The organism is Paraburkholderia sediminicola, from assembly GCF_046026675.1.
Classification (GTDB): domain Bacteria; phylum Pseudomonadota; class Gammaproteobacteria; order Burkholderiales; family Burkholderiaceae; genus Paraburkholderia; species Paraburkholderia sediminicola_F.
This window is the reverse complement of record NZ_JAQQEY010000001.1, coordinates 3,655,046-3,670,036: the sequence shown is the minus strand read 5'-3', so window position 1 is coordinate 3,670,036 and position 14,991 is coordinate 3,655,046. Positions and strand designations below refer to the sequence as shown.

General features: G+C 64.4%; 12 protein-coding genes. 3 read left to right on the top strand and 9 right to left on the bottom strand.

Going from position 1 to position 14,991, the window contains the following annotated elements; all coding sequences use genetic code 11:
* Position 1 precedes the first annotated feature (1 nt).
* Positions 2 to 1,420, bottom strand: a complete 1,419-nt coding sequence (locus PQQ86_RS15935) for an aminotransferase-like domain-containing protein (RefSeq protein ID WP_408268463.1) — start codon at positions 1,418 to 1,420, stop codon at positions 2 to 4.
* A gap of 214 nt (positions 1,421 to 1,634) precedes the next feature.
* On the opposite strand from PQQ86_RS15935, the gene PQQ86_RS15930 reads away from it, so the two are divergent.
* Positions 1,635 to 1,940, top strand: coding sequence for a DUF2917 domain-containing protein (locus PQQ86_RS15930; RefSeq protein ID WP_408268462.1), 306 nt, complete (start codon positions 1,635 to 1,637; stop codon positions 1,938 to 1,940).
* A 105-nt stretch (positions 1,941 to 2,045) separates the two neighbouring features.
* Here PQQ86_RS15930 and PQQ86_RS15925 read toward each other — a convergent pair whose 3' ends face one another.
* The gene (locus tag PQQ86_RS15925) at positions 2,046 to 3,281 is read right to left on the bottom strand and encodes a citrate/2-methylcitrate synthase (RefSeq protein WP_408268461.1); all 1,236 of its coding nucleotides are present in this window, start codon (positions 3,279 to 3,281) and stop codon (positions 2,046 to 2,048) included.
* A 134-nt stretch (positions 3,282 to 3,415) separates the two neighbouring features.
* On the opposite strand from PQQ86_RS15925, the gene PQQ86_RS15920 reads away from it, so the two are divergent.
* Entirely contained in the window at positions 3,416 to 4,807 is a 1,392-nt protein-coding gene (locus PQQ86_RS15920) for a CoA transferase (RefSeq protein ID WP_408270311.1), read from the top strand.
* Positions 4,808 to 4,843: 36 nt separating this feature from the next.
* Here PQQ86_RS15920 and PQQ86_RS15915 read toward each other — a convergent pair whose 3' ends face one another.
* Positions 4,844 to 5,590 carry a GntR family transcriptional regulator gene (locus PQQ86_RS15915; protein ID WP_093635740.1) on the bottom strand — a complete coding sequence of 249 codons (747 nt, stop codon included), beginning with the start codon at positions 5,588 to 5,590 and terminating at the stop codon, positions 4,844 to 4,846.
* A 204-nt stretch (positions 5,591 to 5,794) separates the two neighbouring features.
* Between PQQ86_RS15915 and PQQ86_RS15910 the strand changes: the two genes are divergently transcribed.
* Entirely contained in the window at positions 5,795 to 6,640 is an 846-nt protein-coding gene (locus PQQ86_RS15910) for an aldo/keto reductase (protein WP_408268458.1), read from the top strand.
* An 82-nt stretch (positions 6,641 to 6,722) separates the two neighbouring features.
* Here PQQ86_RS15910 and PQQ86_RS15905 read toward each other — a convergent pair whose 3' ends face one another.
* From PQQ86_RS15905 to PQQ86_RS15880, 6 genes are all read right to left on the bottom strand, one after another.
* Positions 6,723 to 7,205, bottom strand: a complete 483-nt coding sequence (locus PQQ86_RS15905; protein ID WP_408268457.1) for a hypothetical protein — start codon at positions 7,203 to 7,205, stop codon at positions 6,723 to 6,725.
* A 269-nt stretch (positions 7,206 to 7,474) separates the two neighbouring features.
* Positions 7,475 to 8,209 (bottom strand): hypothetical protein, encoded by a 735-nt coding sequence (locus PQQ86_RS15900; protein ID WP_408268454.1) that lies wholly within the window; start codon positions 8,207 to 8,209, stop codon positions 7,475 to 7,477.
* A 795-nt stretch (positions 8,210 to 9,004) separates the two neighbouring features.
* Complete coding sequence (locus PQQ86_RS15895; protein ID WP_408268453.1) at positions 9,005 to 11,176, bottom strand: ABC transporter ATP-binding protein; 2,172 nt, start codon at positions 11,174 to 11,176, stop codon at positions 9,005 to 9,007.
* Positions 11,173 to 12,051, bottom strand: coding sequence for an ABC transporter permease (locus PQQ86_RS15890; RefSeq protein WP_154565861.1), 879 nt, complete (start codon positions 12,049 to 12,051; stop codon positions 11,173 to 11,175). The genes PQQ86_RS15895 and PQQ86_RS15890 overlap by 4 nt, the downstream gene beginning before the upstream one ends.
* Positions 12,048 to 13,058: an ABC transporter permease gene (locus PQQ86_RS15885; protein WP_408268449.1), complete on the bottom strand. Its 1,011-nt coding sequence runs from the start codon at positions 13,056 to 13,058 to the stop codon at positions 12,048 to 12,050. The genes PQQ86_RS15890 and PQQ86_RS15885 overlap by 4 nt, the downstream gene beginning before the upstream one ends.
* A 77-nt stretch (positions 13,059 to 13,135) precedes the next feature.
* Entirely contained in the window at positions 13,136 to 14,800 is a 1,665-nt protein-coding gene (locus tag PQQ86_RS15880) for an ABC transporter substrate-binding protein (protein WP_408268446.1), read from the bottom strand.
* Positions 14,801 to 14,991 lie beyond the last annotated feature (191 nt).

Below are 14,991 nucleotides of genomic sequence, written 5' to 3'. Positions count from 1 at the left end.
GTCAGTCCGAGGGAGGCAACGCCACAGCGGCTCGGAAAAATGCCTGCGCACGCGGGTCATTGCCGAACGCGGCGTGGATCCTGGTCCACGGGCTCACTTCCATGTTCGGCCGGAAATAGCTGCCTGGCGCCACGGTTACGCCGAGCGGTGCGCCGCATGCCACCAGCCGTTCGGCGTTGCCGACGTGCGGCACACGCGCCCATACGAATTTGCCGCCGACAGGTTTTTCGAATAGCTCCCAGCCGGCGTCTTCGAGTGTCTGGATGGTCGAGCCGAGTGCGTCGCGCATGCGGCGGCGCAGCCGTTCCAGATACTTGCGGTATGCACCGCGTTCCAGCAACGACGCGGCGACCGCCTCGGCAAAGCGCGAACCGCCGATGCTCGTCAGCATCTTGATGTCAACCAGATCCTTGATGATCGCGTGGCTCGCGACCACGCAGCCGATCCGCAACGACGACGACAGCGTCTTCGACAAGCCGCCCACGTAAATCACGTGTTCGAGCTGGTCGAGGGTGGCGAGACGGTCGGTGACGTCGGACTGGAAGTCGGCATAGATGTCGTCTTCAATGATCGTGAAACCGTGTTCGCGCGCCAGTTGCAGCAGCCGGAATGCCACCGGCGGCGCGACCGTGGTGCCGGTCGGATTGTGGAATACCGTGTTGATGAACATCAGCTTCGGCCGCTGCACTTGCAACTGCGCCTGCAGCACATCGAGATCGGGGCCGTTGCGGGTGCGCGGTATGCCAATCAGCTTCACGCCGTGCAGCTTCAGCAGACCGTTCAGGTTGTAGTAGCCGGGGTCCTCCACGAATATGGTGTCGCCGGCTTTGAGCATGTAGCGCATCAGCAGATCGAGCGCCTGGCTCGCGCCATTGGTGATCAGAATCTGCGAGGCGTCCGCCTGAATCCCCAGTTGAGCAATACGGCCCTGCAGATGTTCACGCAAGGTCAGATTGCCGAGCGGGAGCGCGTAATCGACCATGCTCGCGCTGTCGGTGCGCGACACATGGCGGATCGCCTGCGCGAGGCTCTCCGTGTCGCGCCACGCATCGGGAATGAAGCCGCTGCCGAGCTTGAGCGTCTCACTTTGGTAGTTGAATTGCTGGAGAATGTGCCCCGATTCGTCTTCGGCGCGGCGCGGGTCCGAGGTGCCCTGGCAATGGGTGCTTGGCGGCTGGCGGTCGGCGACATAGAAGCCCGAGCCATGACGCGAGTCGACGTAGCCGAGAGACACCAGCCGATCATAAGCCTCGATCACCGGAAAACGGCTTACACCATAGTCGGCGGCGAACTGGCGGATCGACGGCAGCTTGGAGCCGGGGTGAGCGGTGCGCGAGCGAATCCAGGCGGTGACGCCCGTGACGATCTGCTCGGTGAGCGGTACGCCGTTGTCCCGATCGAGTTGGATTTCGAGTTTCATGCGGTGCATTTCCTTCGCCGGGCAGCTGGGGCGCCGGAGCGCCGAGCCGTCGGTGCGGCGCGCGCTGCACGTGTCTATGAAGCGCGATTGCCGTCAACTGTCCGTTTTTTCGACTGAACAGTTCCGATGAAAGTGTTCGGAACTGTGCATGGGTATCTGATGATCGCACGTCAATAATCAATACAACAGGAAAGTTCTTTGAAGGAGAACAGCGATGCGTGAAGTCCGGATTTTCGAAATGGAACATGACGAGCCCGCGGCGGCCTGGCGTGTCGCGCGTCCGTCGGTCTTCAAGGTGATCTCGGGTGAGATCTGGTTGACTGTCGAAGGCGAAAACGGCGATCACTGGCTGGCAACGGGGCAATCGATCGAGTTGCCGCGCGGTGCGATGGCGTGGGTCAGCGCAGGGCGGGCCGGTGCGCGTTTCGCGCTGGCTAGCGGGTCGGAGCGCGCTGTAACGCGGCCGTTGAGCGGTTCGCCGATGTTGAACTGGCTGCCGCGCTGGTTGGGCGTGGCGTGACGGGGAGCGGTGGCTGCTGCAGTTGCTGTATTCGTTGTAACCGCTGCGGCTGATACGGGTATGGATGTGCACCGCGTCTGTTTCGCGGCCGGTCAAGGCCGTGCCTCATCCGGTCGCCTCAACCTCCCCGATATAGCGCGCGCGTGGCCGGATCAACCGGCCGTCGCGCGTCTGTTCCATTGCATGGGCGATCCAGCCGACCACCCGGCCCACCGCGAACAGCGTGAACGCGGCGCCGGCCGGCAGGCCGAACACCCGTTCGATGGCCACAAGTGCAAAGTCGACAGTCGGCTCCGCGCCGGTCGTGTCGCACACCGTGCGCGCGATCGCCTGGACTTCGCCTAGCGGCGAACGGGCCGGCGCGCAGTCGGCGAGCATCTCAAGCAGCAGACGCGCGCGCGGATCACCGTCCGGATAAAGCGGATGACCGAAGCCCGACAGCACCGGCCCATGCGCGCCGTGCTCGTGACGGGCGAGCCGGTTCGCCAGATAGCGGTCGAGATCGGGGGCGCGTGACGCTTCATCGAGCAGCGCGGCAATCCGTACCGTTTCGCCACCATGCCGCGGGCCGGCCAATGCGGCCAGACCGCCGGCCACGGCGCCGAACAGATGCGTCCCGGTCGACGTGATGCAACGAACCGTGAAGGTCGACGCATTCAGTTCATGATCCGCGCAGGCCACCAACGCCGCGCGCAGCAACCCCGATTGCTGACGGTTGCGTATGTTCCACGCCGAAGCCAACTGCTTGTGCAGCGGTTCGTTCGACGGCGCCGCCGAGACCATCGCGGCGGCCAGCAAACGCATGACCGCGCAGGCGGTATCGAGTTGCGCGTCGCGGCCGAGTGCCCATATCCGCGGCATTTGCGCGGCGGCGGCCGGCAGCAGCACGAGCGCGCGGTCGAGCGGCGTGCTGTCGCTCCAGAGCTTGAGCCACGCGGCCCACTGCGCGGCGGCGAAGGGGACGGCCGGTGCATCGGCGATACGCCTCGCACTGCATTCCCACAACAACGCCGCGACATCTTCCAGGGATGCCGTGCGCGCCAGTTCCATGGCGTCGTGCCCGCGATACAGCAGGCGGCCGTCGGCTACCAGCGTGATCGACGATTCGAGCACCGGCACGCCCCAGTCCAGCACCTTTTGCGCGACCTTGCCGGCGCGCTTGCCGTCTTCCTTGCGTCGGGCGAGCCGCCGTACTTCGCCAGCGTCGTAGAGCCGGTGCTTGCCTTGCGCATCCGGCGATGAGCTCAGCATGCCGCGGCTGACATACGCATACAGCGTAGGCAGGCTGATGCCGAGCGTGGCGGCGGCTTCGGCGGCGGTCAGGGAATGGGAAGGCGGCATGGAAACGCGTAGAAACCGAAGAAATCAATATATATTGATTATCATAATCAAGATTGATTGAAGCAAGGCGAAATTCTAGACTCGGTTCACTTTCTTCCTGTTCCAACTCGAATGAGATGAACGACATGAGCACCATGACGCCTGAACTCGCACTCAAACATATCTGGATGACCGCGCAATGCGACCCGGTTGCGTTGCGCTCCGTCTCGCTTCCCGGCACCGATCCAGGCTTGCCGTCGGTCTATCGGGTCGGCGCGTTGGCGCAGGCGACCATCGCCGCGAGCGGCCTGGCGGCTGCCGAATACCATCGCTTGCGCACGGGGCGCCGGCAACACGTCACCGTGGAGATGCGGCGCGCGCTGGCTTCGTTTCGCAGCGAGCGCTATCTGCGCATCGACGAGGGTCCGCCGCCCGCTTTGCGCGATCCGGTGATGGGCTTCTACGCGACGCGCGACGGCCGCTGGATTCAACTGCACACAAACTTTCCGCATCATCTCGAAGGCGTGCTGAAGGTGCTCGACTGCGCGAACGATCGCGCGGCGGTGGCGGAGGCGATTCGCGGCTGGGATGGCGCGACACTTGACCAGACGCTCGCGGATGCCGGTTTGTGCGCGGCATTGATTCGCACGCCCGACGAGTGGGCCGCGCTCGATCAGGCGAAAGCGATTGCGGCGTTGCCGTTGTTCGAGATCGAGCGCATCGGCGATGCACCAGTCGAGCCGCCGCGCGAGGCAGGCGCGGAGCGGCCGCTGGCGGGCGTGCGGGTGCTGGATTTGTCGCGGATCATTGCCGGGCCGGTGGCGGGGCGCGCGCTCGCGCAGCATGGCGCCGAGGTCTTGATGGTCAACGGTCCGCACTTGCCGAACATTGCGCCACTGGTGATCGACAACGGTCGCGGCAAGCGCTCGGCTGTGATCGATTTGCGCGATGCAACTGGCCGGGAAACGTTAATTGGCCTTGTTAGCGACGCGGATGTGTTTCTGCAGGCGTATCGGCCCGGGGCGCTCACAGCGCGCGGGTTTGGTCCCGAGGAATTGGCGCAAGTGCGGCCGGGGATCGTCTATGTCTCGGTTTGCGCTTATGGGCACACGGGACCTTGGGCCGGGCGGCGCGGCTTCGATAGCCTGGTGCAGTCCGCGAGTGGGATTGCTTTTACCGAGCGCGAGGCGGCAGGATGGGATGAGCCGAAGCATCTGCCTTGTCAGGCGTTGGATCACGCGACCGGATATCTGGCTGCTTTCGGCGCAATGGCCGCATTGGCGCGGCGAGCCACCGAAGGCGGCAGCTGGCACGTGAGGGTGTCGCTCGCGCAGACCGGGCGGTGGTTGCAATCCTTCGGATTGCTTCCCGACGGCTGGAAGGCGCCCGACGTTTCGATCGACGATGTGCGGGATTGTTTGGGAACCGTGCAGTCGGAGTTCGGGCGAGTGCTAGGCGTTCTGCCGGCTGAGCGTCTTGAGGAGACGCCTGCGCGCTTTGACTTGCCGCCGGCTCGGATAGGGGCGCATGAGGCGAAATGGGCGTAACAGCGTTGCGATTGCCCCGAAGGACAAACACCGCGCTTACTTCCTCAACTCCGCCACGAAATCATAGTAATCGTTCCGGCAGTAGGTATCGGTCAGTTCGATCGCCCGTTGATCCGCCGTGTACCCGACGCGCGTGATCAGCAACAGCGCCTCGTTAGGGGCAATGCTCATTTGCTGCGCGATCTCGTCGTTCGCGTTCACCGCGCGAAAATGCTGCAGCGCGCGGACAATCGTCAATCCGCGATTTTCCAGGTACGTGTACAACGAATCGCCAATTGCCTGAGGATCGGGAATCACCGCGGCAGGGAAGGTGGAGTTCTCCACCGCCATCACGATGCCGTCGGCGAGGCGCAAGCGGCGCAGCCGGGTTACCGCCGCCGCCGGTGACAAGCCCAGTTGAATCACCTCATCGCGGTTAGCCGGCGAAATTTCTCGCGACAACCATTTCGAACTCGGCGTAAAACCGCGTCGCCGCAGCATTTCGCTGAAACTCGACAGACGCGATAGCGGATCTTCATAGCGCGGCGTGATGAAACTGCCCGCGCCTTGAGTGCGGCGGATCAATCCCTGTTCGACCAGGAGGGCAATGGCTTTGCGCGAGGTGATCCGCGATACGCCGAGCGCTTCGGACAGTACGCGCTCGGAGGGCAGTGCCTCGCCCGCGTTCCAACGGTTTTCGTGAATCGCACTGCCGAGCTTGCGAGCGAGTTGCAGATACAGCGGCGTGTCGTTTTCCGGGTCCGGGCGCAGGTCGCGCCAGCGGTCTTCCGAGGCAGAGGTCATGGGGCTCACGCAAGAAGGGCAAGCGGCAATTCTAAGACATCGGCGCGCTCCGTTATAGCGGGCTTTTGCCTGGTGCCCGATCCGGTGCTCGTGCAACCGCTAAACTCGTCCCCATGATTTCCGTATCATGCGCCGTGGATTCGCCCGCGCCGCCGCATGGACATGGACGCGTTGCCCTATGTTTAGCCACTTCGAGGAGAAAGCATGACGACCGATATCGCAAGCGTGAGCCTGCCCGACGGCGAGCGTATTCCGAAACTGGGGCAGGGCACCTGGGAGATGGGTGAACAGCCGGCGCGGCGCGCCTCGGAACTCGCGGCGCTGCGCTGCGGCATCGAACTGGGCATGACGTTGATCGACACGGCGGAAATGTACGGCGACGGCGCCACCGAATCGCTTCTTGGTGAAGCGCTGGCGGGGCTGCGCGATCAGGTCTTTCTCGTGAGCAAGGTGTATCCGCATAACGCCAGCCGGCGCGGCGTGATCGCAGCCTGCGAGCAGAGCCTCAAGCGCCTGAAAACCGATCGACTCGATCTGTATCTGCTGCACTGGCGCGGCTCGGTGCCGCTCGCGGAAACCGTCCAGGCATTCGAGGCATTACGCAGCGCGGGCAAGATTCGCCACTGGGGCGTCAGCAACTTCGACACCGACGATATGGAAGAGCTCGTCGCCACACCGGGCGGCGAGGCGTGCGCGACCAATCAGATTCTCTACAACGTTGCGCGCCGTGGACCGGAATTCGACCTCTTGCCGTGGCTCGCCGCGCGCAACATGCCGGGGATGGCGTACAGTCCGGTCGATCACGCACGCCTGCCGAAACGCTCGCCGCTCGACGATATCGCCGACGCACGCGGCGTCTCGGTGTTTCAGGTGGCGCTTGCGTGGGTCCTGCAAAAGCCCGGCGTGTTCGCCATTCCGAAAGCGGGCAGCGTCGAGCATGTGCGCGACAACCATCGGGCGTCACAACTGAAACTCGACGCGCATGAACTCGCTGCCATCGACACTTACTTCAAACCGCCACGCAGCAAGCGGCCACTCGAAATGCTGTGAGCGCGGTAGCGGCCGTTAGCGGATTGCAGCCAGCCATGGTGCCGGCGCGCTTGTGGCGCTGCGGCTCGCTGCGCCGGCGTCATTAATTGCAACTGTGGTGCATGTGCACGGAACCCAGAACGGCGACTTCAGCGGGCGTGTGCTTGAGCGAATCTTCGTTGACCTGGGCGGCGTCGGCAACGAATTCGTCGACGATCGACGACACCTGCGTATTGCGCAAACACAGCGACACACGCTGCGTTTCGTTGGGCGGCAGCGACGCGCGCTGACCCAGGAACAGCACGCCGTACTGATAGCCGTGGATGATGCCGCGGATCGCGCCGACGCATTGACCTTGCGCGACGTTATCGTTTTTCAGCTTGCAGGTTTGCGCGAGCGAATAGGCAGAGAAGGTGGGATCGACCGACGGAGCGGCTTGCGACAGGGTTTGCGGCTGCGGCTGGGGCGATGTGGCCGGTGTTTGCGCCGCAGTTTGCGCATTAGCGAGCGATGCGAGGCCCAGAGCGGCGACCATCAGCAGGCCGGTGGCCGTGCGCGCCATGGAGTGGGGGACGTTTCGTTGCATGTTGTGGTGCCCTCATATCGAACGTTGAATCTGATATGAGGCAATCGCTTCGGTTTGGTTCCGGTCACGCACGACACGATCGATTGTTTTGGTTTTAAACGTGTGCAAGAGCAGGAACTGCCTGTCAGCATTTCGCGGCGGTGCGTGCCGTTTTGCCGGACCGCCTGCAGGTGCTGCCGACTTCGACCGGCTTCGGGCGGTGATGCTCGACCGGGGGATCGAGACATCACCGCCGCTGCCGGGGGACTGCGAACGGCATACGCATGTCGTTAGCGACGGGTAGGGCGCGGGGGCCCCCTACCCGGGAAACAGGGGCTGTCAGTGCCCGTTTCCTCCGCCGCCATTGCCACCACCATTGCCGCCACCACCCTTGCCTCCGTGACCGCCGCCGGAGCCTCCGCCAAAGCCGCCGCCGAACCCGCCACCGAAGCCTCCGCCAAAACCACCACCGGGGCCGCCTTTTCCACCGCCGAACCCGCCGCCGGGGCCGCCACCGCAACCGCAGCCGCCGCTCCCGCTACCACCGCCGCTGCTACCACCGCCGCTGCTACCACCGCCGCTGCTACCACCGCCGCTGCTACCACCGCCGCTGCTACCACCGCCGCTGCTACCACCGCCGCTGCTACCACCGCCGCTGCTACCACCGCCGCTGCTACCACCGCCGCTGCTACCACCGCCGCTGCTACCACCGCCGCTGCTACCACCGCCGCTGCTACCACCGCCGCTGCTACCACCGCCGCTGCTACCACCGCCGCTGCTACCACCGCCGCTGCTACCACCGCCGCTGCTACCACCGCCGCTGCTACCACCGCCGCTGCTACCACCGCCGCTGCTACCACCGCCGCTGCTACCACCGCCGCTGCTACCACCACCGCTGCTGCCACCACCGCTGCTGCCACCACCGCTGCTACCACCGCCGCTGCTTCCACCGCCGTTACCCTTGCCGCCGCCACTGCCCGAACCAGCTGCGCCGCCGGCGCCATTGCCGCTCGCAGCCGCGCCACCGCTGCCTGCGCTCGCGGCGCCGTTGCTGCCTCGATGCTGCGCGCACCCTCCAATACTGGTGCTTGTGCAGTCGCGCGGGCTGAACACAATGGCCGCGTCGTCCGCAGCGGTCGGTTCACCAGGCGCGGTGCCAGTCGCCGCTGCGCCCGCCGCCGACCCATCGTCCTGCGAGATTTGCGTCGCTGCGTGCGCGCCGCTCGCAGGCAGCGGTGCATCGGCAACCGTCATAAACTTGGGGACCGCATCCGTCGACGCCGAGTACGCGACCTGGGTGATCAGCAAAGCCACGCCCGCCGCGATTGCCGTACTCCGTAAGACCCCGAAGTAGTACTGATTGAATTTTCTGGTTTTCATCACGTCTCTCCCGAGGGGACGCCGACACCTCGCTGCCGCCATCTCCCACGCTGAATCGCCGACGCCGGGCCTGTCTGAACGCGAGCCTCGCCGCCCCCCGAGTCTGTTTTGCGGATGCAAGTCAAACACCATCACTGTCTTCCCGGCGCCGTAGCCGGGTTGCTGACAAACGCTTGCGTGCGTTTCAGCCGATACCGTCCGAACGCGCTGCGTCACGTATCGCGTCTTGCCATTGCGATTCGTCCAAGCGGCGCTTCCAGCTCTCTTCCGATCTCTTCTGGATTCGAATGTCTGGACAGTACTTAGCGATATCCATGCCACGGTCCGCAAAGCCTTGCGGCGACGGACGTCGAATAGGGGTGTGCGATGGCCGCGAGGAAAAAACGCAGGAAAATGTTTCGATGATGAAACGCGTGGCCGGAAAGCCGCCTTATTGCGCTTTATTCGTTGCGCGCGGCGTTTTCCGGCGCGTTTTCCGAGCCGCTGCCGGAGACCTTGCCGGCGTTGTCGCGCGCGGCGGATTGCAGTACACGCAAGTCGTCGACGGGGATATGGCAGCGGATGCGATGCGCGGACGGCTGACCAGCGTCACCGCTGCCGGCTTCGAGGAAGGGCGGGTCTTGCTGCTCGCAGATGACCCCGAGTTTGCGCGGGCAGCGCGTATGGAACACGCAACCGGAAGGCGGCGATGCGGCGCTCGGCAGATCACCGGACAGTCGTATGCGGGCGGTGTTGTCGTGGGCATCGAGTGTCGGCACCGAAGACAGAAGCGCTTCGGTGTAGGGATGGTGCGGTCCGCCGAAGACGGCGGCTGCCGGTCCGATCTCCAGAAGCCGGCCGAGATACAGCACCGCGATGCGATCCGACAGATAGCGCACCACGTGCAGATCATGCGAGATGAACACGTAGCTCACGCCACGCTCGCGTTGCAGATCGGCGAGCAGGTTGAGGATCGCGGCCTGCACGGAGACGTCGAGCGCGGACGTGGGTTCGTCGCAAACCACCACGCGTGGCTCACCGGCAAACGCGCGCGCGATCGCCACGCGCTGCTTGAGCCCGCCGGACAACTGACGCGTGCGCGAGCCGAGATAGCGTTCGGGTAAGCGCACCGCCGCTGTCAACGTAGCGAGCCGTTCGTCGATTGCGGCGCCGCGCAGCGCGGTGAGGCGCGACAACGCACGACCGATCAGCCGCTTCACCGAATGCGCGCGATTGAGCGCCGAGTCCGGATTCTGGAACACGATCTGCAGCGACTTGACCTGCTCGTCGTTGCGTCGCGTGACGCGCGCGGCGAGGGGCGTGCCATCGAGTTCGAGCACGCTGCCCGCATCCGGTGTGAGCAGGCCGAGCATCAATTTCGCGAGCGTCGTCTTGCCGCTGCCAGATTCGCCGACGAGGCCGAGTGTTTCGCCACTGGCGAGATCGATCGAGACGTTGTCGACTGCGCGCAGCGGAGTGCCGGATACGTGGAATGTTTTCGAGAGTTTTTCCGCGCGCAGCACGACAGCAGGGCGCGCGCCGTCACGCAACGCACCGTCATGCTGGGGCAATACATCCGCAGCCGCGCGCGGCAATTCGATTGCGCGTTCGTGGTAATGACAGCGTGACATCTGATCGCCGTGTGCGGCACTCACGCGATAGGGCGGCGGTGCTTCATGGCGGCAGCGGTCGTCGGCGAGACGGCAGCGGTCGGCGTAAATGCAGCCTTGCGTGACCGAGCCTGGCAATGGCAAATTGCCCGCGATGGTATCGAGCCGCTCGGTGTCCTTGCTGCGTCCCGTGGTCGGCAAACAGCGCAGCAGTCCAACTGTATAGGGATGACGTGGCCGCGCGAACACGTCCTGGGTGGCGCCTTCCTCGACCAGCTTGCCTGCGTACAGCACGCCGACGCGCTCGCACATCCGGCCGATCACCGCGAGGTTATGGCTGATGAACAGCACCGCAGTGCCGAGTTCTTCGCGCAGTTGCGCCACGAGATCGAGCACTTCGGCTTCGACGGTGGCGTCGAGTCCGGTGGTCGGTTCGTCGAGAATCAGCAAGGCCGGGTTCGAGGCGAGCGCCATGGCGATCACCACGCGCTGCTGCATGCCGCCCGACAACTGATGCGGATAGCTGTCCATCACGCGCTCGGGTGAAGCAATGCGCACACGTTGCAATATCTCGACCGTGCGCTGCACTGCTTCGTCAGGAGAGACGCCGGCGGCTTCGAAGGCTTCCGTGACTTGCCGTGCGATCGTCAGTGATGGATTCAACGCGCGCCCGGGATCCTGATAGACCATCGAAATCGCGTTCGCGCGCATCGTGCGTAAAGCGTCGGCGTCGAGCTTCTGCACGTCCTGGCCGGCGATGATGATCTTGCCGGCCTTCACCTTGCCGTTACGCGGCAGATAGCGCAGCGCCGCCATCGCGACTGTCGATTTACCGCAGCCCGATTCGCCGACGAGGCCGTATGCTTCGCCGCGCCGCACGCGAAACGATACGTCCTGCAGTACTTCACGATCACGTCCGCGCATCCGGTATGTGACCGTCAGGCCGACGACGGTCAGCGCATCCGTGCGATCGCTCTTCGAGACGTCGAAGGCGGGGAAGGAGGCGGGCGGCGGGCCGTTCATCGGTCGAGCACTCCTTGCACGCTATCGGCGATCAGATTTACGCCAACCACGAGAGAAGCGATGGCGCCGGCCGCGAACACCACGGTCCACCATGCGCCACCCGCCATCAGCGTGTAGGACTCGGACAACGCGAGGCCCCAATCGGCGGAAGGCGGCTGAATGCCGAAGCCGAGAAACGACAGCGTAGCGACCGCGAAAATGGCATACCCGAGCCGCACGGTCGCCTCGACGATGATCGGCGGCAGCACGTTCGGCAGAATCTCCGCGAACATGATGTACGGCGCGCGTTCGCCGCGCAGTTGCGCAGCGGCGACGTAGTCCAGATGCCGTTCGGCGAACACGGCAGCGCGTACCGTACGCGCGGTGATCGGCGTGAAGGTAATGCCGATCACTAAGATCACGGTGAAGTTCGATGCACCGACCGCGGCCAGCGCGAGCAATGCGACGATCACCAGCGGCAGCGCGAGTACAGCGTCGATCGCGCGGCCGACTACGTTGTCGACCCAGCCCTCGAAGTAGCCGACGATCAAGCCGAGGGCCGTTCCCGCGACCGTGCCGAGCAGGGTCGCCAAAGGCGCGATGGTCAGAATGTCGCGCGCACCGACAATGACTCGAGAGAACACGTCACGGCCGAGCTGATCGGTGCCGAACCAATGCGTGCCATCCGGCGGCGTGAGCGAGTTGAGCGGATCGGACGCATACGGGTCGATCCGCACGATCCATTGCCCGGCGATCGCACAGACGACCCACCATCCAACGATCAACACGCCGACCACAAACGTGGGCGAGCGCAGCAGCACGCGCAACTGGTCGAAGCGCGGTTCAGTAGCCGGGCGTGGCGCAGGCGGCGCGGCCGGCGGAACGATGGTGCTCATTCGGCGCTCCTCACTCGCAGTCGCGGATTGAGCAGGATATGCAGTGCATCGGCGACGAGGTTGGCGACGGTGTAGACCACGCCGATCGTCAGCACGCCCGCTTCGAGCATTGGAAAATCCTTGGCCTTGGCGGCGTTGTAGATCAGCGAGCCGATACCTTGATAGTGGAACAGCGTCTCGACCACCACGAGGCCGCCGATCATGTAGCCGAGCTGCGTGGCGGCGACGGTGATGGTCGGCAGCAGCGCGTTGCGCAACACATGCCGCCAGATCACGGTACGGCGCGGCAAGCCTTTGAGGATCGCGGTGCGGGTGTAGTCCGCGTCGAGCGCTTCGACTGTGCCCGCGCGCGCCATTCGCGCGATGTAGCCGAAGAAGACCAACACCAGCGGTAGCACCGGCAGAATCAGATACCGCAGTTGCTCGAGCGCGCTCGCTTCGGGAGGATATGACGCTTCGATCGGCAACCAGCGCAGCCACACGCCGAACACCAGAATCAGCACGATCGACGAGACGAACTCCGGCACCACGGTCGCCGACAAACCGGCGATGCTGATGGTGCGATCGAGCCAGCGTCCCGCGTGCATGGCCGACCACACACCGCCCGCAATGCCGAGCGGCACAACGACGATAAACGCCAGCAGACCGAGCTTGGCCGAATGCGCCAGGGCGTCGGCGATAAATGGCGCAACCGGTTCACGATACGCATAGGAGAGTCCCATGTTGCCGCGCACGAAATGCGAGATCCACTCGACGTATTGCGTCATGAGCGGCCGGTCCGCGCCGAGCTGATGATTGAGCGCGGCGACCGCGCGCGCATCGGCGAGCGGCCCGAGCACCGCGCGGCCGATATCGCCAGGCAGCAACTGGCCGCCCGCGAACACGATCACGGAGAGCAGCCACAGCGTAATCAACGACAAACCGACCCGCGTCGCCAGAAATCGCGCGACACGGCCGGCGTTGCCGTTGGGGGCTGGAGAGGCGGAAGGGGTCACCGTGGTCGACATTGTGATCTCCTGCCGAAGAAGTGCCGCGCGCTCATGCTTTCAACGGTTTTTGTGTTCACCGGCTTTCGCGTTCAACATCACGCGCTCAGCACCGCGCGGTCGAAATAGAGTTGCGCGAGCGCCGTGAAGCGCACGCCGTTCACACCCTTGCGCATCGCGATCAGTTGATCGTAAAAGAACGGAATGATCACGGGCGTCTCATCGAGCAGCAACGTCTGGATCTGTCCGGAGATTTTCTTCTGCGTGCCCAGGTCGACTGCTGCGACGAACTGCGCAACCAGTTGATCGTACTGAGGGTTCTTGAAGTGAGCGGCGTTCCACGTGCCGGTGCTGGTAAGCGGCGCGTTCAGAAACACGTTCGGCACGCCGCGATGACCGTAATCGGTAATGCCGAGCGGCGAGTCGAGCCAATCCGATTTGCCCGGTGTGCCCGCGCCGTAGTACAGCGCCTGACTCTCCACCTTCAGATTGATGCGCACGCCGATCGCTTTCGCTGCGTTCTGCACGACCACCGCGAGATCGGGAATCTCCATGTACTTCTCGGTAGTCAGCGTGACGTCGAAACCGTTCGGCACGCCTGCTTGTGCAAGCAGTTGCTTCGCTTTCGCAATGTCGATCTTGCGTTGCGCGACGCCCGCATCGGATGACGGAAACACCGGTGCGAACGGGCTATCGTTACCGATCTGCGCGCGGCCTTTGAACAGACCCCGCACCAGCACGTCGCGATCGAGCGACAACGCCAGCGCCTGGCGCACGCGCTTGTCCTTGAAGAGCGGATTGTCGTTGCGCATATGAATCTGGCGATGCGCACTCGACTTCACGCCGATTGCCTTGTAGTCCGGATTGTTCAGAATGCCGGCGCCGCCCTGCACGGTGAAGGTGCCCATCACGTCAGCCTGATGGCCTTGCAAGGCGAGCATTTGCGCCTGTTCGTCGGCGTAGAACGAGAACTGTACGCGTTGCGGTAACGCCTTGTCGCCCCAGTAGTCCGGATTGCGCACGAACGAGGCGCCGACCTTTGCCTGATACTTTTCGAGCTTGAACGGACCGGTGCCGATGAAACTCTTTTCATAACCACCCGCATAGTTCGCGGGTAGGATCACGGCGTTGAAATTGTCGGAGGAAACGTAGTACGGGAAGTTGCCGTTCGGTGCATCGAGATGGAAGGCGACCGTGTGCTCGTCGACGACCTTCGCACCGCCTTTCGACAGCACGCCCTTGAGCACCGAGAGCGCCGCCGAACCGCTCGCCGGATCGGCGAGGCGATCGAAAGTGGCGGCGACGTCTTTGGCGGTGAACGCCTGGCCGTCGTGGAATTTGACGTTCGGGCGCAGCGCGAAGGTCCACACGTCCCCCTTATCGTTCGCCTTCCACGACAAGGCAAGCGCCGGCTTCAGCACGAGCTTTTCGCCGTCGTCGTCGATCAGGAATTCGCCGGTCTGGTTCAGCAGCGCGAGGCTCGCGGCATCGTTCACGGTGAGCGGATCGACCGCGCCGGCCGGCGTCAGATGGGCCACGCGGATCGTCTGGTTAGACGGGCTCGGCGTGCCTTGCGCGCGGGCTCGCGGCGCATTCAGCACGCCGCCGCCAGCCAGTGACAAACCGATCACGCTCGCATAGCGCAGCAGATCGCGGCGCGTGATGCGGCCGGCGATGAATTCGTCGATGGCGTGGTTGCCATAGGCGTCGGCGGTGCGGCGGGCTAGGTCGAGTTCGGGAAATCGGTCCGCGGGAGTCTTCATCGATGGAGTGTCCAGTCCGTTCTGCTGCCGGTTCTGAAGGGCCGCGCCGGATGCGCGCGACAAGGCGACTTATTGCAATGACGAAAAGCTGCAGTGCGCTGCAGTGCTGAAAAGTGGTTTCAGTGTAAGCGATTGCCCGCTGGTTCGGCGCGCTTGCAGCGCGGTCCGGTCGCCGTTTGGCGTATAAAAGG